The following is an 18,485-nucleotide window of genomic DNA, read 5'->3' on the forward strand; positions in this document are numbered from 1 at the left end:
TGCGACGCTGAGGCGACGGCACCGAGGGGAGGCTCCGATGACGACGCAGGATGGCGGCGAGCACGCGTGGGATGAGATCAGCGCGGTCGACCTCGAGCGGCCCTCGAGCCGCAAGTGGAGCCTGCACCCCGGCACGATCGGCGCGTGGGTGGCGGAGATGGACTTCGGCACCGCGCCGCCCGTGCGCGAGGCGCTGCGACGGGCGATCGACGACGACGTGCTCGGCTACCTGTCCCCTGCGACCGCTGCGGCGCTCAGCGAGGCGACGGCCGCGTGGCAGGCCCAGCAGTTCGGCTGGCACGTCGATCCCGAGCGGGTGCACGCGGTCTCCGACGTGATGGCCGCGCTCGGGGTCGCCGTCGAGGAGTACTCCCCGGCGGGCTCGGCGGTCATCGTGCCGACGCCGGCGTACATGCCCTTCCTCACCTACCTCGGCACGCTCGGCCGCGAGGTCGTGCAGGTCCCGGGCATCGTGATCGATGGTCGGTGGCAGCACGACCTCGACGGCATCGATCGGGCGTTCGCCGCCGGAGCGCGCACGCTCGTGCTGTGCAACCCGCACAACCCGACCGGCACCGTGCTGCCGCGCGCGGAGCTCGAGCAGATCGCCGAGATCGTCGAGCGGCACGGCGCGCGCGTCTTCGCCGACGAGATCCACGCCTCCATCCGCTTCGACGGCCGCGAGCACGTGCCCTACGCCTCCGTCTCGCCGGCCGCCGCCGACCACGCGATCACCGGCACGAGCGCGTCCAAGGCGTGGAACATCCCCGGGCTCAAGGCAGCGCAGCTCATCACCTCGAACGCGGCCGATCAGGCCGTCTACGAGCGCTTCGGCTTCGCTGTGGTGCACGGTGCCTCGACGCTCGGCGTCATCGCCTCGACCGCTGCCTACCGAGCGGGCGGGCCGTGGCTCATAGAGGCGTGCGCCTATCTGGAGCGCAACCGCGACCTCCTCGGCGCGCGGCTCGCGGAGCGCCTGCCCGGCGTGCGCTGGCGCGCACCCGAGGCGACCTACCTCGCCTGGCTCGACCTCGGCGGGCTCGGTCTCGACACCGACAGCCCGGCGACGCTGCTGCGCGAGCGCGCGGGGGTCACCCTCACCGACGGCGCTCGGTGCGGCGTCGGCTTCGAGCAGCACGTCCGCCTGGTGTTCGCCACCCCCGCGCCCGTGCTCGAGGATGCGGTCGACCGCATCGCGTCGGCGCTGTCGCCCATCGCCGCAGGAGCCGACCGATGAGCGAGCGCGCGTGGGCCTTCGAGACGCGGCAGATCCACGCCGGCGCGATCGTCGACGCGGAGGCGGGCGCGCGCGTCACGCCGATCTACCAGAGCGCGGGCTACGTCTTCGACGGCTTCGACGACGGCGCGGAGCGATTCGCCGGGCGCAGCGCCCGCCGCGCGTACTCCCGCAACGACAACCCGACGAACGTCGTCGCGGCGCAGCGCATCGCCGACCTCGAGGGCGGCATCGACGGGGTGCTGGTCGCGAGCGGGCAGGCCGCCATCGCGGCGGCGCTCGCCGCGCTCGCGCAGGCCGGCGATCACGTGCTCACGACCGACCGGCTCTACGAGGGCACCCGCGAGATGATGCGCGGCGCGCTGCGGCGCCAGGGCATCGCGTTCGAAGCCGTCGCGATCGACGCCGATGAGGAGGCCTGGATCGCCGCCGTGCGCCCGCAGACGCGAGCGATCTACGCGGAGTCGATCGCGAACCCGCTGGGCGAGGTCGCCGACCTCGCGCTGCTGGGGCGCGTGTCGCGGCGCACGGGCGTGCCGCTCGTCGTCGACAACACCGTCGCCACCCCGTTCCTCTGTCGCCCCATCGAGCACGGCGCTGCCATCGTCATCCACTCGACGTCGAAGTGGCTCAGCGGCCACGGCTCGGTCATCGGCGGCGCCGTCGTCGACGGCGGCACCTTCGACTGGTCGGCGGCGGCCGAGCGGTTCCCCCACCTGCACGCGCCCCGGCCGCACGGTGCGCCGTCGTTCGCCGAGCGCTTCGGTCGGGCCGCCTACGTCGCCTACCTGCGCTCGGTGGTGGTGCTCGAGCAGGGCCCGAGCTTCCCCGCGACGAGCGCCTTCCTGCTGCTGCACGGCATCGAGACGCTCTCGCTACGGATGGAGCGGCACGTCGCCAACGCCCACGCGGTCGCGACGGCGCTGCGCTCCCACCCCGCCGTCACGCGCCTGCACCACCCCGGTTTCGACGACGGGCAGGCGGCCGTCGTGGAGCGGCTGCTGCCCGACGGCGCGGGCTCGATCGTCTCGATCGAGCTCGCGGGCGGGGTGGAGGCGGCGCGCGCCTTCCTGGACGGGTTGCGGCTCGTGAGCCAGATGACGCACATCGGCGATGTGCGCACCCTCGCGATCCACAGCGGCAGCACCATCCACGGCAAGCTCGAGGAGGCCGAGCGGCGCGAGCTCGGCATCGCGCCGGGGCTCGTGCGCATCTCGGTGGGCCTCGAGCGCGCCGAGGACATCGTGGCCGATCTCCTGCAGGCCCTCGAGGGGATCCCGTCATGAGCCTGCGCTACTCCTTCGAGCTGTTCCCACCCCGCGACCCGGCCGCGTCGGCTCGCGTCGACGCCGCCGTGGACGCGTTCGTCGCGCTCGCGCCCGAGTTCGTCTCCGTCACCTTCGGCGCCGGCGGCTCGACCTCTCGCCACTCGCTCGCGGTCCTGCAGCGCCTGCTGGACGGCGGCGCCAACCCGATGGCGCACCTCACCTGCACGGGGCTGAGCGTGGTCGAGACGGCCACCCTCGTGCGGCAGTTCCTCGATGCCGGCGTCACCCGGTTCCTCGCCCTCCGCGGCGATCCGCCGCGCGACGGCGCACCCCTGCCGCGCACCTCGCTGCAATCGGCCTCCGAGCTGGTCCAGCTCATCCAGCGCGTGGAGTCCGAGCGGGTGCCCTACGCAGAGGTGCGGCTGCCGGGGCTGCGAGCGTCGTCGCTGTCGGCCCGGCGCGCAGCCACCGAGGTCGCGGTCGCCGCGTTCCCGAACGGCCACCCGGGCGCGGGCGTGCACCGCTCCGACATCGACGCGCTGCTCGCGAAGCAGGCCGCGGGCGCCACCATGGCGATCACGCAGCTCTTCTTCGACCCGTACGACTACGCGCGCTTCGTGGAGCTCGCCCGTGCGCGGGGGGTCACGATCCCGATCGTGCCCGGCGTCGCCATCCCCACATCGCACCGGCGGCTCGTCCGCAGCGCCGAGCTCGCCGGCGAAGGATTGCCGCGCGTGCTCGCCGAGCGGCTCGAGCGCGCGACGCCGACGGATGCGGTCCGCATCGGCGTCGACGCAGCGGTCGCGCTGATCTCGGCGCTCGCGGAGCACGACCCGCCGGGCGTCCACCTCTACACCTTCAACGACCACCGACCCGCGATCGACGTCCTCGAGGGCGTCGGCGCACTGCCCATCAGCAGCACCGCGACGACAGGAGCATCATGACCAGCACGACCGCGCAGCCCTTCCCCGGCGGCACCATCCTCGGCTACCCCCGCATCGGTCGTCGCCGACAGCTGAAGCGAGCCCTGGAGGCCCACTGGCGCGGCACGATCGACGACGCGGCCTTCCACGCGGCCGCCGCTGCCAATCGCCTCGAGGATCTCGCCAGGCTGCGCTCGCTCGGGCTGCGCGGCGACGACGGCTCGATCCCGATCGAGGCCGCGCACTACGACCACGTGCTCGACGCCACCGTGACCTTCGGCGCCGTGCCGCCCAGGCTCCGCGGGCGGCTGCCCCGGGGCCTGGCCGGCGAGTGGCTGCTCGCGCGCGGCCACGGCGACGACGCGCCGCTCGAGATGACGAAGTGGCTGGACTCGAACTACCACTACCTGGTGCCGGAGCTCGATGCCGAGTCGACGTTCGCGCTCGCCGACCACCGCATCGTCGACCGCTTCGTGGAGGCTCGAGAGGCCGGCGTCCACGGTCGCCCGGTGATCGTCGGTCCCGCGACCTACCTCGCGCTGGCGAAGGCGACGGGGATCCGCCCCATCGAGCTCGCCGATCGGCTCGTGCCCGCGTACGGCGCGCTCGGGGATGCGCTCGCGGCGGCCGGGGCGACCTGGGTGCAGCTGGATGAGCCGGCGCTGATCGCCGACCTCGACAGCGCGAGCGTCGGGGAGCTGCAGGCGGTCGCGCGCGCCGGTGCCGAAGCGCTGCGCGCGGCAGGACTCTCGGTGCTGCTGCACGTCGGCCACGGGGATGCCGCGGGCCGCGTCGAGCCGCTGGCCGACGTCGTCGACGCGCTCGCGGTCGACCTGGTGCGGGGCACGGCGCCCGACACGGGGGCGACGCCGCTCGTTGCCGGCGTCGTGCACGGGCGCAACGTCTGGCGCACCGACCTCGACGCGGCCCTCCAGCAGCTCCGGGCCCTCGCGGCCCGCGGGCCCGTCTCGGTCGCGACCAGCACGGGGCTCCTGCACGTGCCGCACGACCTGGATGCTGAGGAGTCGCTGCCGGCTCGGCTGCGATCCTGGCTGGCCTTCGCCGACCAGAAGGTCGAGGAGGTCGTGGTGCTCGCGGCTGCGCTGGCGGGCACCGTCGACGAGGAGGCCTTCACCGCTGCCCGCGACGCGGTGCGGGATCGCGCCGCCGCGCCCGGGGTGCGCGACGGCTCGGTGCGGCAGCGACTGTCCTCCCTACCTGCCGACGCGCGCGAGCGCGCGGCCTACGCGCAGCGCGCTGCGGTGCAGCGGGAGGCGCTCGCCCTCGCGCCGCTGCCGACCACGACGATCGGATCGTTCCCGCAGACGGATGCGATCCGCGTGGCGCGCGCCCGGCACGCGCGGGGCGAGCTCGGTGCGACCGAGTACCGCGACACCCTGCGGGCCGAGGTGCGCCGCGTCATCGAGCTGCAGGAGGAGCTCGGGCTCGACGTGCTGGTGCACGGCGAGCCGGAGCGCAACGACATGGTGCAGTACTTCGCCGAGCACCTCGAGGGCTTCGCGGCGACGCAGCACGGCTGGGTCCAGTCCTACGGCTCTCGCGCGACTCGGCCGTCGATCCTGTGGGGCGACGTCTCCCGAGCGGAGGCCTTCACCGTCGAGTGGATCGCCTACGCCCAGTCGCTCACCGATCGCGTCGTGAAGGGCATGCTCACCGGCCCCGTGACGATCCTCGCATGGTCGTTCGTGCGCGACGACCAGCCGCTCGGCGAGACGGCGGACCAGGTGGCGCTCGCGCTCGCGGACGAGATCGCCGACCTCGAGGCCGCGGGCATCCGCATCGTGCAGGTCGACGAGCCGGCGCTGCGCGAGCTGCTGCCGCTGCGGCGCGAGGCGCGGGCCGCCTACCTCGACTGGTCGGTCGGGGCCTTCCGGCTCGCGACGGCGGGCGCGCGGCCGGCGACGCAGATCCACACCCACCTCTGCTACTCCGAGTTCAACACCGTGGTCGACGCGATCGACGGCCTCGACGCCGACGTCACGAGCATCGAGGCGGCGCGCTCGGGCATGGAGGTGGTCGGCGCGCTGGTCGAGCACGGCTTCGGTCGGGGCATCGGGCCGGGCGTGTACGACATCCACTCGCCGCGCGTTCCGGCGGCGGAGGAGCTCGACCGACTCCTGCGCACGGCGACCGAGGGCATCCCGGACGGCCTGCTGTGGGTGAACCCCGACTGCGGGCTCAAGACGCGCGGCTACGACGAGACCGTCGCGAGCCTGCGGGGCCTGGTGCAGGCCGCGCAGCGAGCCCGGGAGGCCGTCCCAGCAGGGTGACGCCGCTGCGGTGCGAGCCTGCGCCCCGATCGATGCCCTATCGTGACGGGCGCAGATCGCGCTGTGGTTCTGCCATGAGTAGGCTGGGCGCCAGTCGAATCCGAGGAGACCCCGATGTCCGACATCACATTCCAGCTGCTGGCCATCGGCCTGTACTTCGCGGCGATGATCGCGATCGGCGTCTATGCCGCCCGCAAGACCAAGAGCCACGAGGACTACATGCTCGCCGGGCGCGAGCTGAGCCCCTTCACGGCCGCGCTCTCCGCCGGCGCCTCCGACATGTCGGGCTGGCTGCTCATGGGCCTCCCCGGCGCGATCTACGCCGCCGGTCTCATCGAGGGCTGGATCGCGATCGGCCTCACGGTGGGCGCCTACCTCAACTGGAAGCTCGTCGCGCCCCGCCTGCGGGCCTACACCGAGGTGTCGAACAACTCGATCACCATCCCGAGCTTCTTCGAGAACCGCACGCGCGACCGCTCGCGCATGCTGCGCATCGTCTCGGCGCTCATCATCCTGGTCTTCTTCACCTTCTACGTCTCCTCCGGCATGGTCGCCGGCGGTGTCTTCTTCGAGTCGTCCTACGGCTTCGACTACGTGTGGGGCATGGTGCTCGTCGCCGGCGTGACGCTGCTGTACACGCTCTTCGGCGGCTTCCTCGGCGCATCGCTGACCGACGTCGTGCAGGGCATGATCATGCTGATCGCGCTCATCGCCGTGCCCGTCATCGCCTTCTTCACCGTCGGCGGGCTGCAGGGCGTGCAGGACGGCATCGCCGATTCGGGCGTCGAGCTCACCGGGCTGTTCCCGGCCGACCTCACCGGCCTCGTGATCCTCGGCATCGTCTCCTCGCTCGCCTGGGGGCTCGGCTACGTCGGCCAGCCGCACATCATCGTGCGCTTCATGGCGCTGAAGAGCGTGGCCGCCGCGAAGCCCGCTCGTCGCATCGGCATCTCGTGGATGATCGTCTCGCTCGTCGGCGCGGTCTCCTCGGGCTTCATCGGCATCGCCTACATGCAGCAGGCAGGCACGCTCGACATCAACCCCGAGACCGTCGTGCTCGCCATGTCGCAGGCGCTCCTGCACCCCTTCGTCGCCGGCCTCGTGCTCGCGGCGGTGCTCGCGGCGATCATGTCGACGCTCTCGAGCCAGCTCATCGTCACGTCGTCCGCGCTCGTCGAGGATCTCTACCAGGTCTTCTCCAAGGGCACGCCCTCGCAGCGCGTGCTCGTGCTGCTCGGTCGCGGCTGCGTGCTGCTCGTCGCGCTCATCGCCGGCATCATCGCGCTCGACCGCTCCGGCACGATCCTCGGCCTCGTGGGCTTCGCCTGGGCGGGCTTCGGCGCCGCGTTCGGCCCGATCGTGCTGCTGAGCCTCTACTGGCGCAAGCTCACCAACTGGGGCGCGCTCGCCGGCATGATCGTCGGCGCGGCGACCGTCTTCATCTGGGATGCGATCGAGAAGGCGAACACCGTCGAGGGCCAGATCACCGCCGGCTTCGAGGTCTTCTCGCTCTACGAGATCCTGCCCGGCTTCGTCTTCAACCTGATCGTCGCCGTGGTCGTCAGCCACATCACCCTCAAGAACGGTGCCGCCGAGGATGTCGCGGGCGTCGACGAGGAGTTCACGCGCACGGGGGCGATCGTCACGCAGAGCACCACGCGCGGCGCGAGCGAGGCGGATGCTGCGGCTGCAGCCACGCCGCCGGCAGCCGCCGACCGCTCCGACGTGCCCTGATCGTCATCCGATCGACACCCGCCGTTCGCCGGCGGGCAGGAGGCGCCGCGATATCCTCGGGATCCGCGGCGCCTCCGCGCGTGCGACGACCGGGAGACGAGTGAGCGAGACCGAAGCGGGAGTCCTGGCGAGCGGGCACCTGGCACCGCCGCCGCGCACGCTGCTCGACGTGCTGCGGGCGACCGTGCTCGCGCACCCGGACGCCTCGGCGCTCGAGGATGCCGCGGGTGCCCTCTCCTACCGGGAGCTCATGGCAGCCGTCATCCGCACGGCGGCCCGGCTCTCGATCGAGGGCGTGCGCCCGGGCGACCGGATCGGGGTGCGGATGCCCTCCGGCACCCGAGAGCTCTACGTCGCGATCCTCGGGATCATGGCGGCAGGTGCCGCCTACGTGCCCGTCGACGCCGACGACCCGGAGGAGCGCGCGCAGCTCGTCTTCGCGGAGGCCGGCGTGCGCGGCGTGGTCACGGCAGGCGGCAGCTACCTGCCGACGCCCGCCGACGCTTCCGGCAGCCCGGTGCCGGCCGACCACCCCCGCGCCGCGACGGGGCTGTTCGAAGGCGCTCCCGCGCATCCCAGCACCGCGGGCATGCCGATCCCGACGCAGCCGGCACCGGAGGACGACGCCTGGGTCATCTTCACCTCGGGATCGACCGGCACGCCGAAGGGCGTGGCCGTCAGCCACCGCTCGGCGGCCGCGTTCGTCGACGCCGAGTCGCGCGTGTTCCTGCAGGACGAGCCGATCGGCGCCGGCGACCGCGTGCTGGCCGGTCTCTCGGTCGCCTTCGACGCCTCGTGCGAGGAGATGTGGCTCGCCTGGGCGCACGGCGCGTGCCTCGTGCCCGCCCCGCGATCGCTCGTGCGCAGCGGCATGGACCTCGGGCCGTGGTTGACGCTGCGCGGCATCACGATCGTCTCGACGGTGCCGACGCTCGCATCGCTCTGGCCCGCGTCGTCGCTCGAGAGCGTGCGGCTGCTGATCTTCGGCGGCGAGGCGTGCCCGCAGGAGCTCGTCGAGCGGCTCGCGACCGATGGCCGCGAGGTCTGGAACACCTATGGGCCCACCGAGGCCACCGTGGTCGCGTGCGCTGCGCGTCTCGTGCCGGGCGAGCCCGTGCGCATCGGCCTCCCGCTCGACGGTTGGGATCTCGCTGTCGTCGACGAGGCCGGCGCGCCGGTGGCAGCGGGCGAGACTGGCGAGCTGATCATCGGCGGCGTGGGACTCGCCCGCTACCTCGACCCCGCGAAGGATGCCGAGCGCTACGCCGCGCTCCCCTCGCTCGGCTGGCAGCGCGCCTACCGCTCCGGCGACCTGGTGCGCTTCGACCGCGACGGCCTCTTCTTCGCCGGCCGCGCCGACGACCAGGTGAAGGTCGGCGGGCGCCGCATCGAGCTGGGCGAGATCGAAGCGGCCCTCAGCGCGCTGCCCGGCGTGAGCGCAGCGGCCGCGGTCGTGCAGCAGACGGATGCGGGCAACCGGGTGCTGGTGGGCTACCTCGGCTGCGACGTGGAGGGCTTCGACCGCGACGCGGCCACCCGCCAACTGCGCCAGGCGCTGCCCGCCGCCATCGTGCCGGTGCTCGCGCTGCTGCCCGAGCTGCCGGTGCGCACCTCCGGCAAGGTCGACAAGCGGGCGCTGCCGTGGCCGCTCGCGCAGCCCGGCGCGCTCGACGACGACGGCGCGGCGCCGGGGCTCGCGGCGCTCGCCGCGGACTGGCAGGCAGTGCTGGGCCTGCCGGCGACCGATGCGGATGACGACTTCTTCGCCCTCGGCGGCGGCTCGCTCGCGGCAGCGCAGCTCGTGACGCGGATCCGTGAGCGCGATCCCGAGTTCACGGTCGCCGACATCTACGCGTATCCGCGGCTCGGCGCGATGGCGGCAGAGCTGGCATCCCGCACCTCGACCGCCGCTCGCGGGCTCGCCTCCACGCACGAGATCGTGCGCACGCCGCGCAACACGCAGTGGATCCAGACGCTGCTGGGCGTGCCGCTGCTCATCCTCAGCGGCATGCGCTGGCTGCTGGCTGCCCTCACCGCCTCGACCCTGCTGCAGGCGTGGAGCGGGTTCGACGCGCTGCCGAGCGCGCATCCGCTCGCGCTCATCGCGGGCCTCGCGCTGTTCGCCACGCCCTTCGGTCGCATGGCGATCGCGGTGGCGACGGCGCGCGCGCTGCTCGCCGGTCTGCAGGCCGGCGACTACCCCCGCGGCGGCAGCGTGCACCTGCGGCTCTGGCTCGCCGAGCAGGTGGCGCAGCAGGCGGGCGCGATCAGCCTCGCGGGCGCCCCCTGGGTGACGCTCTACGCGAGAGCGCTCGGCGCGCGCATCGGCGACGACGTCGACCTGCACGCGGTGCCGCCGGTGACCGGCATGCTCCGCATCGGCGACGGCGCCTCGATCGAGCCGGAGGTCGACCTGACCGGCTACTGGATCGACGGCGACCTCGTGCGCATCGGCGCGATCCGCATCGGCGCCCGCAGCGCCGTCGGCGCGCGCTCGACGCTCGCGCCCGGGACCCGCATCGGCAAGGATGCCGTGGTCGAGCCGGGTTCCGCCGTCTTCGGTCGCGTGCGCGCGGGCGAGCGCTGGTCGGGCTCCCCCGCGCGCCGCGTCGGCTCGGCGAGGTCGTGGTGGCCGCAGGAGCGCCCTGCTCGCTCGACCTCGTGGGCATGGGCCTACGGGCTCTCGGCGATCGGCCTCTCGCTCCTGCCGCTCTTGGCGCTCGTGGCGGGTGCGGCCGTGCTCGCTACCGGCATCCGCGGCGCCGACGGACTGGGAGATGCGGCGCTGCGATCGCTCGCGTGGCTCGTGCCGGCGACCCTCGTCGCCGGGATCGTGCTGGCGGGGCTCATCGTGCTCGTCGTGCGGCTGCTCGCGCTGGGCCTCACCGCCGGCATCTTCCCGGTGCACAGCGCCAGCGGCTGGCGGGTGTGGGCGACCGAGCGACTGCTCGACCTCTCGCGCACCATCCTCTTCCCGCTCTACGCCTCCCTCGCGACGCCGATGTGGCTGCGGCTGCTCGGCGCACGCGTGGGGCGCGATGCCGAGATCTCCACCGTGCTGCTCATCCCGAAGATGACCACGGTGCACACGGGCGCGTTCCTGGCCGACGACACGCTCGTCGCCTCCTACGAGCTGGGCGGCGGACGCGTGCGCATCGCGTACGCCGAGATCGGCGAGCGCGCGTTCCTCGGCAACTCCGGGATGGCGGGCGCGGGCAACCGCATCCCGAACGACGCACTGGTCGCCGTGCTCTCGGCGGCGCCGCGGAAGGCGAAGAAGGGCTCATCCTGGCTCGGCTCGCCGCCCGTGCGCCTGCGGCGCACACCGGTCGAGGTCGACGCCGCCCGCACCTACGCGCCGTCGGTGCGGCTGCGCCTCGCGCGCGCAGCCTGGGAGCTCGGCCGGATCGTGCCCGTCCTCGTCACCGTCGCGATCGGCATCGGCGTCATGGGGGCGCTCCTGTGGGTGACGGATGCGTGGGGCGGCTGGGCCGCGGTGCTCCTGAGCGGCGTCGTCATGCTCGTCGCCGGTGCGGTCGCTGCCGGAGTCAGCACGGCCGCGAAGTGGCTGCTGATCGGCCGCGTCCGCGCGGGCGACACACCGCTGTGGTCATCGTTCGTGTGGCGCAGCGAGGTGGCGGACACCTTCACCGAGATGGTCGCGGCCCCGTGGTTCGCGCAGTCGGCGGCGGGCACGCCCGCGCTCGTCTGGTGGCTGCGCAGCCTCGGCGCGCGCATCGGCCACGGCGTGTGGTGCGAGAGCTACTGGCTGCCGGAGGCCGACCTCGTGACGCTCGCCGACGCATCCGCCGTGAACCGCGGCTGCGTCGTGCAGACGCACCTCTTCCACGACCGCATCATGTCGATCGACACCGTCGAGCTCGAGCACGGCGCCACGCTCGGCCCGCACAGCGTCATCCTTCCCGCGGCGCGCATCGGCGAGCACGCGACGGTCGGCCCCGCCTCGCTCGTGATGCGCGGCGAGCTCGTGCCCGATCGCAGCCGCTGGAGCGGCAACCCGATCGGGCCGTGGCGCGAGGTCACCGTCGCCGACTACCACGCGGTGAGCACGTGAGCCCCGCGAAGGGCGCGAAGGCGGGGTCCACGGCAGCTGCACCCGCCGCGCCTCGCGGAGGCGAGCCCTATGCGGCAGGCTCCGGCGACCTCTCGTGGAGCGCGCAGCACTACGACCTCGACCTGCAGTACCGCATGGCCACGAACCGGCTCGACGCCGTCGCCCGCATCGCCGGCCGAGCGGAGCGCACGCTGACCGAGCTGACGCTCGACCTCGTGGGGCTGCGCGCCAGCAGGGTCTCCCTCGACGGCGAGCGACGCACCGCGCACGCGCAGCGCCCCGGGCGGCTGGTGGTGCGGCCCTCGGCGCCCATCGCCGCCGGCGACGCCTTCGAGCTCGAGATCGCCTACGCCGGCACCCCGACGCCTCGGCGCACGCCTTGGGGGCTGGTCGGCTGGGAGGAGCTGGAGGACGGCGTGATCGTCGCCTCGCAGCCCACCGGCGCCCCCACCTGGTACCCCTGCAACGATCGGCCGAGCGACAAGGCGACCTACCGCATCCGCGTGACGACCGAGCAGGGCTACCGGGTCGTCGCGACCGGCTCGCTCGTCGAGGAGTCGACGCGCTCGGGCCGCACCACGCGCACCTTCGACTGCCGCACGCCCACGGCGACCTACCTGACGACCGTGCAGATGGGCCGCTACATGCGCAGCGCGTCGAGCGAGGCGCAGGTGCCCGTGATCGCCTACTACCCGGCGGCCCTCGAGCAGCGCGTGCGCGCCGACCTCGAACCCCTGCCGCGCATGCTCTCGTGCTTCGTCGAGCGCTTCGGGCCCTACCCCTTCGACGACTACACGGTGGTGGTGACGGCCGACGACCTGGAGATCCCGCTCGAGTCCCTCGCCGGCGCCACCTTCGGGGCGAACCTCATCGACGGGGAGGGCGGCGAGGAGCGCCTCATCGCCCACGAGCTCGCCCACCAGTGGTTCGGCAACAGCGTCGGCGTGGCCGGTTGGCAGCACATCTGGCTCAACGAGGGCCTCGCCTGCTACGCCGAGTGGCTCTGGTCCGAGGCCGCGGGCGGGGCGACCACCGATGCGCTGGCGCGCGAGCACCACGAGCGGCTGCGGCGGCTGCCGCAGGATCTCGTGCTCGGCGACCCCGGCCCCGCGCTCATGTTCGACGACCGGGTCTACAAGCGCGGCGCGCTGCTCGTGCACGCGCTGCGGCTCACCCTCGGTGACGTGCGGTTCTTCGGGCTGCTGCACGACTGGACGGCGCTGCACCCGCACAGCACGGCGACGACCGCCGACTTCCGGGCCCTCGCGGCGAAGGTCGCGCCCGCGCCGCTCGATGCGCTGTTCGACGCCTGGCTGCAGGAGACCGCGCTGCCGCCGCTCCCGGGCGCCGCTGCGCGCACCGGCGGCCGGCGCGCGCGTCGCTCGCGCTGAGGCGGCGCTCCCGCCCGGGTCGCTCAGCCCGGGTCGCTCAGCCCGGGTCGCTCAGCCCGATTCGCTCAGCCCGATTCGCTCAGCCCGATTCGCTCAGCGTCGACGGATCACCGCCGCCGCACCTCGATCGCCAGGCTGACGACGAGGTCGGGCTCGTCGTCCGCGTCGTGCTCGTCCCTGAGGGCGACGTCGTGCACGGCGTAGCGGCGGGCGCTCCCCGGGGCGGATGCGGTGAGGCCTGCGGCGGTCTCCTCCAGCACCACCGCGGCGGGGTCGACGCGCAGCCCGCGCCCATCGGCCTTCAGCACGGCCTCGATCTGCGTCCAGCGGCGCAGCGGCTCGGCAGGGCTCGCGAGCAGCGCCCGCACGGCGTCGAGGCGCGCAGCCGGCGCGTCCCGCGGCTCGGCGTCGATGCCGACGCGCACGCCCGGGGCAGCGGCCACCACGTGGTGCGCCGAGCCTGCCGCGCCGGCGTGCGAGCGCGAGACGCCGATCCCGCGCGCAGCCGCGGGTGCCGCGACGACCGGCCGCCCGTGCGCGCCGCCGCAGTCGGGGCAGCGCTGCACGATGACGATCTCGGATGCGTCGTCGACGCCCGCGAGCGATGCGACGAGCGCGCGCAGTGCGTCGTCCGCCGCGGACCGGTCGCCGCGCACGTGCGCCACCATCGCATCCGCCACTCGCACGGGCCCAGTCTGGCACCGGGTGCCCGGCTCGCCGCCGCTCCCGATCTCGGTCCTGCCGGGCGCATCGTCGCTCGCGGGTCGCGCGCCTCCGATAGCCTTCGGGCGCAGCGCGACACGGTGGAGTGCGCGCACAGAGGAGTCCCGATGCCCGTGCGACCTGCCCTGCCGGTTCGACCCTCCGTGCCCGTGCGACCGGCGCTGCCCTCGCGCTCCGCGTCGACCCGGCGGCCGTGGCGGCGGGCCGCGCTCTGCCTCGTCAGCGCTGCCGCGCTGCTCGGCAGCCTGCTGGTGGTGCCGCTGCCCGGCGCAGCCGCGTCGGCCGAACCCGCCACCGCGAGGGGCCACGCCCTCGCCGCGGCGTCGGTGCCGCCGACCGAGATCGACGAGTGCCTGATGCGCTCGGCGATCGTTCCGGTCGCCGTGGATCCCGCCGGCGACGCGGCCGTCGCGCGCGCCGCTGCGATGCGCACGCTCCAGCACGCGCTGCTCACTGCCGGGGAGGGGCAGCTGGCCGGTGCCGAGCTCCGTCACGGCTCCGGAGGGGTGATCGTGGGGCTCGACGTCGTCGAGTCGCAGCCGGGCGCTGCCGGGAGGGTCGCTGCCGCCGTCGTCCCGACGCTCCCGGCCGCGGCGCGCGCGCTCGTGCAGGCGTCCGACGTCGCGGTCACGGGGCAGGCCGAGCAGCCGCTCCGCATCCTGTGCGACAGCCTCGATCACGTGCTCACCACGACCGGCGCAGCCGACGGTGTCGTCTCGGCCGCCGTCGACCATCGCGCGGGCGTGCTCCGCATCGGGGTCGACGCTGCGACGCTCGCGCGCCAGGCGCCCGCTGCGCGCGGCTCGATCCAGCGATTGCCGGAGGCCGCCGAGGGCGAGGCCGCAGCGCCGGCCGCCGCAGACCTCGTCTCCGCGCTCGACCTCGAGGCGCTCGCGGCGCCGATCGAGCTCATCGCCGACCGCGCCGACTCCGCGGTCAGCCGCCTCCACGACACCGACGGCTGGGGCGGCGGCAACGCCATCCGGGTCGGCGCCGGCGGCGGGCTCCTCGGCCTCGCCTGCACGACCGGGTTCGCGGTCCGCACCGCCGACGGCGCCCCCGCCGTCATGAGCGCGGGCCACTGCCCGGGCCGCAGCGGGGGCGACGGAGCGATCGTCGTCAGCGGCCACGCTCCCGCGCTCTGCGGCACCGGCAGCGGCGCGCACATCGGCGCGGTCTCGCAGAACCTCCTCGCCACCTCCGCACGCATCGACACGATGCTCATCCGCACCGCCTCGGCACGCCCGACGATGTGGCGTGGCAGCGCCTGCCAGGGCTCGGCCGAGGCGCCCGTGCACGGCACGACCCAGATCGGCCCCGGGCAGCGGGTCGACTTCTCGGGCGCGCGCCAGGGCGAGCGGACCGCGACGCGCACGTGGGAGCCCGCCGGCTGCTTCGACTTCGGCTACTGGGCGTGCTCGATCCTCCGCGCCACGTCGAGCGCGCCGGCGACGAGCGCCGGCTACGCCTGCCTCCCGGGTGACAGCGGCGGGCCGGCGTTCCGCGCGCGCCCCGAGGGCGGCGTCTTCGCGCTCGGCATCATCTCGGCCTCCGGCTACGACCTCGGCATCAACCGGTGCAGCTGGGTCGACCTGGAGACGGCGCTGCGCGCCAGCGGCGCGACGATCATGACCGACGCCTCCCTCACCATGCCCGCCCCGGCTCGCCTCGCGGGTGCCAACCGCTTCGAGACGGCGGCGATGGTGTCGCGCCAGGGGCATCCGAGGGGCGCGAGCGAGGTGTGGGTCGCCAGCGGCCAGGGCTTCGCCGACGCGCTCGGTGCGGGGGCGGCAGCCGCGCACCGCCGAGCGCCGCTGCTGCTGACCGCGAACGGATGGCTGCCCGACGCCACGAGGGCCGAGCTCGACCGCCTGCGCCCCACGGGCATCGTGCTGACCGGCAGCACCGCGTCGGTCTCCGCAGCGGTCGAGGAGCAGCTCGCCGAGATCGCGCCGGTGCGGCGCTTGGGCGGCGCGAACCGCTACGAGACCAGTGCCGCCATCGCAGCCTTCGCCTTCCCCGAGGGCGCGGCGACCGCGTACGTGGCGAGCGGCCGCCTGTTCGCCGATGCGCTGGCCTCCGCCCCGGCTGCCGCTCGCGCCGCGGCGCCCGTGCTCATCGTCAGCGGCCTCGCGGGCAGGCCGGCTGAGGCGGCGACGCTCGACGCGCTCGACGCGCTGGGGACGAGCCGGGTGATCCTCGTCGGCGGGCTCCCGAGCGTCAGCGCCGAGCAGGGCGAGGAGCTCGGCCAGGGCCGGGCGCTCACGCGGGTCCACGGCCGCGATCGCTACGAGACCGCGGCGCTGGTGAACCGGGTCTTCGGCCCCACGCCGCCGGCGCTCTACGTCGCGAGCGGCCAGGGCTTCCCCGACGCGCTCGCGACCGGTGCCGTGGCGGGCATGCGCGGCGCCCCGCTCTTCCTGACGCCGAGCACGTGCCTGTCGCCGCACGTCGTCGCCGCGCACACCAGGCTCGGGAGCCCCGAGGTCTGGCTGCTCGGCAGCCCGACCACGCTGTCGCACGACATCACCCGCAGAGAGCTCTGCTGACCCTTCGCACCGCTCCGCACCGGCCCGGTGCACACCGACAGCGCGCGCGGGCGTGATAGGACTGCAGGCGTGGATGCGCCCGACCAGCACAGCACCGAGATCTCCTACGACGAGCAGCGATACCCCGCTCGTCCCCGACGCCTGCGCCCGCGAGATCAGATCCGCGGCGGCAGCCTGCGGCGGTTCAGCAACGACCCCCGCACGGCGAACGCCTCGAACCCCTCCTACATCGAGTGGCTCGTCCGCCAGTCGATGCTCAAGGACGCCGACGTGCTCAGCCGGCAGCTCTCGGGGCAGCCGTCGATGTGGCGCAACCCCTACGCCCGGCCCGACGCGCGGCGGGCGATCGGCGTCACCGACGTCTGGTTCACGGCCTACCCCATCTCGCTGATCACGCAGCCCGGCCAGTCCTTCCTCGAGGCGCTCGGCGACGAGGCGCTCTGGTCGGCGTTCGAGCACATCGGCATCACGGGCCTCCACACCGGCCCCGTCAAGCGCGCCGGCGGCATCACCGACTGGCGCGAGACGCCCAGCGTCGACGGCCACTTCGACCGCATCAGCACCCAGATCGACCCTGCGTTCGGCGACGAGGAAGCGTTCCGACGGCTCTCCGACGTGGCGGATGCGCACGGCGGCAGCGTCATCGACGACATCGTCCCGGGGCACACGGGCAAGGGCGCCGACTTCCGCCTCGCGGAGATGGCGTTCAAGGACTACCCCGGGATCTACCACATGGTGGAGATCCCGCCGGAGGACTGGCACCTGCTGCCCGAGGTGCGCGAGGGCCGCGACGCCGAGAACCTCGACGCCGCGAGCGAGCGCGAGCTCAGCGACCGCGGCTACATCATCGGCGAGCTGCAGCGCGTCATCTTCTACACGCCGGGCGTGAAGGAGACCAACTGGAGCGCGACCGCGCCCGTGCTGGGCGTGGACGGGGTCCAGCGCCGCTGGGTCTACCTGCACTACTTCAAGCAGGGCCAGCCGTCGATCAACTGGCTCGATCCGACCTTCGCCGGCATGCGGCTCGTGATCGGCGATGCGCTGCACTCGCTCGGCGACCTCGGCACGAGCGCGCTGCGCCTCGACGCCAACGGCTTCCTCGGCGTCGAGAAGAGCGCCGAGGGGCTCCCCGCCTGGTCGGAGGGCCACCCCCTGTCGCAGGCGGCGAACCACATCATCGCCGGCATGGTGCGCAAGGTGGGCGGCTTCACCTTCCAGGAGCTCAACCTCACGATCGAGGACATCCGCGACACCAGCGCGGTCGGCGCCGACCTCTCCTACGACTTCGTCAGCCGGCCCGGCTACCACCACGCGCTCGCGACCGGTGAGACGGAGTTCCTGCGACTCACGCTCATGACCTCGCTCGAGCTGGGCGTCGAGCCGGTCGGCCTCGTGCACGGCCTGCAGAACCACGACGAGCTCACCTACGAGCTCGTGCACTGGGCGACGCGGCACCGCGACGACGTCTATCCCTTCCGCCACGAGGAGGTCACCGGCGGCGAGCTCGCCGAGGTGATCCGGGCAGAGCTGACGGAGGCGCTCACCGGCAGCGCCGACTTCAACCGGGTGTTCACGCAGAACGGCATCGCGTGCACGACGACCTCGCTCATCGCGGCGACGCAGGGCTTCGAGCGGCTCGACGACATCACGGAGGAGGCGATCCCCGCCATCCGCGACGCCCACCTGCTGCTCGCGAAGTACAACGCGTGGCAGCCCGGGGTGTTCGCGCTCTCGGGCTGGGATCTCACCGGCATGCTGACGGTGCCCGCGGATGAGGTCGACGAGCTCATCGCCTCGGGCGACACCCGCTGGATCGAGCGCGGGGCGCACGACCTGCTCGGCGCCTCCCCCGACGCCACGACGTCGTCCGCCGGCATGCCGCGCGGCCGCTCGCTCTACGGCTCGCTGCCCTCGCAGATCGAGCAGCCCGACTCGTTCGTCAACGGCCTCGCCGAGGTGCTGACGATCCGCCGCGAGCAAGGCATCGCGACCGCGACGCAGCTCGATGTGCCGCACGTCGCGCATCCGGGCATGCTCGTGCTCGTGCACCGCCTCGACGAGGGCGACGCGAGCGCCGAGGATGCGCGCATGCAGGTGACGGTGCTCAACTTCTCGCGCGAGCAGATCGAGGGCACCGTGCACTCGGAGGCCCTGCCGACGCAGTGCGAGGTGATCGACGCCGCCAAGGGCGAGAGCATCGGCATCGTCGACGACCTGCACAGCTTCAGCGTGAGCCTGCCGCCCTACGGCGGGCTGTTCCTGACGGTCGAGCCGCTCGCGCCCGGAGCCTGAGC

The 18,485-nt window shown here is 73.9% G+C and carries 10 protein-coding genes; 9 read left to right on the forward strand and 1 reads right to left on the reverse strand.

From position 1 onward, the window contains the following. The first annotated feature begins 37 nt into the window (after positions 1–37). From AA0Z99_RS05605 to AA0Z99_RS05635, 7 genes are all read left to right on the forward strand, one after another. Positions 38–1,237, forward strand: coding sequence for a MalY/PatB family protein (locus AA0Z99_RS05605; RefSeq protein ID WP_413320257.1), 1,200 nt, complete (start codon positions 38–40; stop codon positions 1,235–1,237). Continuing rightward, entirely contained in the window at positions 1,234–2,523 is a 1,290-nt protein-coding gene (locus AA0Z99_RS05610; RefSeq protein WP_413320259.1) for an O-acetylhomoserine aminocarboxypropyltransferase/cysteine synthase family protein, read from the forward strand. The genes AA0Z99_RS05605 and AA0Z99_RS05610 overlap by 4 nt, the downstream gene beginning before the upstream one ends. After that, positions 2,520–3,449: a methylenetetrahydrofolate reductase gene (locus AA0Z99_RS05615; RefSeq protein ID WP_413320261.1), complete on the forward strand. Its 930-nt coding sequence runs from the start codon at positions 2,520–2,522 to the stop codon at positions 3,447–3,449. The genes AA0Z99_RS05610 and AA0Z99_RS05615 overlap by 4 nt, the downstream gene beginning before the upstream one ends. Further along, positions 3,446–5,719, forward strand: a complete 2,274-nt coding sequence (gene metE / locus AA0Z99_RS05620; RefSeq protein ID WP_413320263.1) for a 5-methyltetrahydropteroyltriglutamate--homocysteine S-methyltransferase — start codon at positions 3,446–3,448, stop codon at positions 5,717–5,719. Before AA0Z99_RS05615 ends, metE begins: the two co-directional genes overlap by 4 nt. 114 nt (positions 5,720–5,833) lie before the next feature. After that, positions 5,834–7,453: a sodium/proline symporter PutP gene (gene putP / locus AA0Z99_RS05625; protein WP_413320265.1), complete on the forward strand. Its 1,620-nt coding sequence runs from the start codon at positions 5,834–5,836 to the stop codon at positions 7,451–7,453. Between the two features lie 100 nt (positions 7,454–7,553). Next, entirely contained in the window at positions 7,554–11,528 is a 3,975-nt protein-coding gene (locus AA0Z99_RS05630) for a Pls/PosA family non-ribosomal peptide synthetase (protein WP_413320267.1), read from the forward strand. Next, complete coding sequence (locus AA0Z99_RS05635) at positions 11,525–12,919, forward strand: M1 family metallopeptidase (protein ID WP_413320269.1); 1,395 nt, start codon at positions 11,525–11,527, stop codon at positions 12,917–12,919. The genes AA0Z99_RS05630 and AA0Z99_RS05635 overlap by 4 nt, the downstream gene beginning before the upstream one ends. Positions 12,920–13,026: 107 nt before the next feature. On the opposite strand, the gene AA0Z99_RS05640 is transcribed toward AA0Z99_RS05635, so the two are convergent. Next, the gene (locus AA0Z99_RS05640; protein ID WP_413320270.1) at positions 13,027–13,605 is read right to left on the reverse strand and encodes a 4-phosphopantetheinyl transferase; all 579 of its coding nucleotides are present in this window, start codon (positions 13,603–13,605) and stop codon (positions 13,027–13,029) included. Positions 13,606–13,749: 144 nt separating this feature from the next. On the opposite strand from AA0Z99_RS05640, the gene AA0Z99_RS05645 reads away from it, so the two are divergent. Together AA0Z99_RS05645 and treS are read left to right on the forward strand one after the other, a co-directional pair. After that, the gene (locus AA0Z99_RS05645; protein WP_413320271.1) at positions 13,750–16,191 is read left to right on the forward strand and encodes a cell wall-binding repeat-containing protein; all 2,442 of its coding nucleotides are present in this window, start codon (positions 13,750–13,752) and stop codon (positions 16,189–16,191) included. A 69-nt stretch (positions 16,192–16,260) separates the two neighbouring features. Beyond that, on the forward strand, positions 16,261–18,483 hold the full coding sequence (gene treS / locus AA0Z99_RS05650) for a maltose alpha-D-glucosyltransferase (protein ID WP_413320272.1): 2,223 nt from the start codon (positions 16,261–16,263) through the stop codon (positions 18,481–18,483). Positions 18,484–18,485 lie beyond the last annotated feature (2 nt).

Source organism: Agrococcus phoenicis, assembly GCF_047302415.1.
GTDB lineage: Bacteria > Actinomycetota > Actinomycetes > Actinomycetales > Microbacteriaceae > Agrococcus.

Excerpts from the sequence above, each read along its gene's own strand:
- AA0Z99_RS05605 (WP_413320257.1), top strand. The coding sequence starts at position 38 with ATGACGACGCAGGATGGCGGCGAGCACGCGTGGGATGAGATCAGCGCG.
- AA0Z99_RS05610 (WP_413320259.1), top strand. The coding sequence starts at position 1,234 with ATGAGCGAGCGCGCGTGGGCCTTCGAGACGCGGCAGATCCACGCCGGC.
- AA0Z99_RS05615 (WP_413320261.1), top strand. The coding sequence starts at position 2,520 with ATGAGCCTGCGCTACTCCTTCGAGCTGTTCCCACCCCGCGACCCGGCC.
- metE (WP_413320263.1), top strand. The coding sequence starts at position 3,446 with ATGACCAGCACGACCGCGCAGCCCTTCCCCGGCGGCACCATCCTCGGC.
- putP (WP_413320265.1), top strand. The coding sequence starts at position 5,834 with ATGTCCGACATCACATTCCAGCTGCTGGCCATCGGCCTGTACTTCGCG.
- AA0Z99_RS05645 (WP_413320271.1), top strand. The coding sequence starts at position 13,750 with ATGCCCGTGCGACCTGCCCTGCCGGTTCGACCCTCCGTGCCCGTGCGA.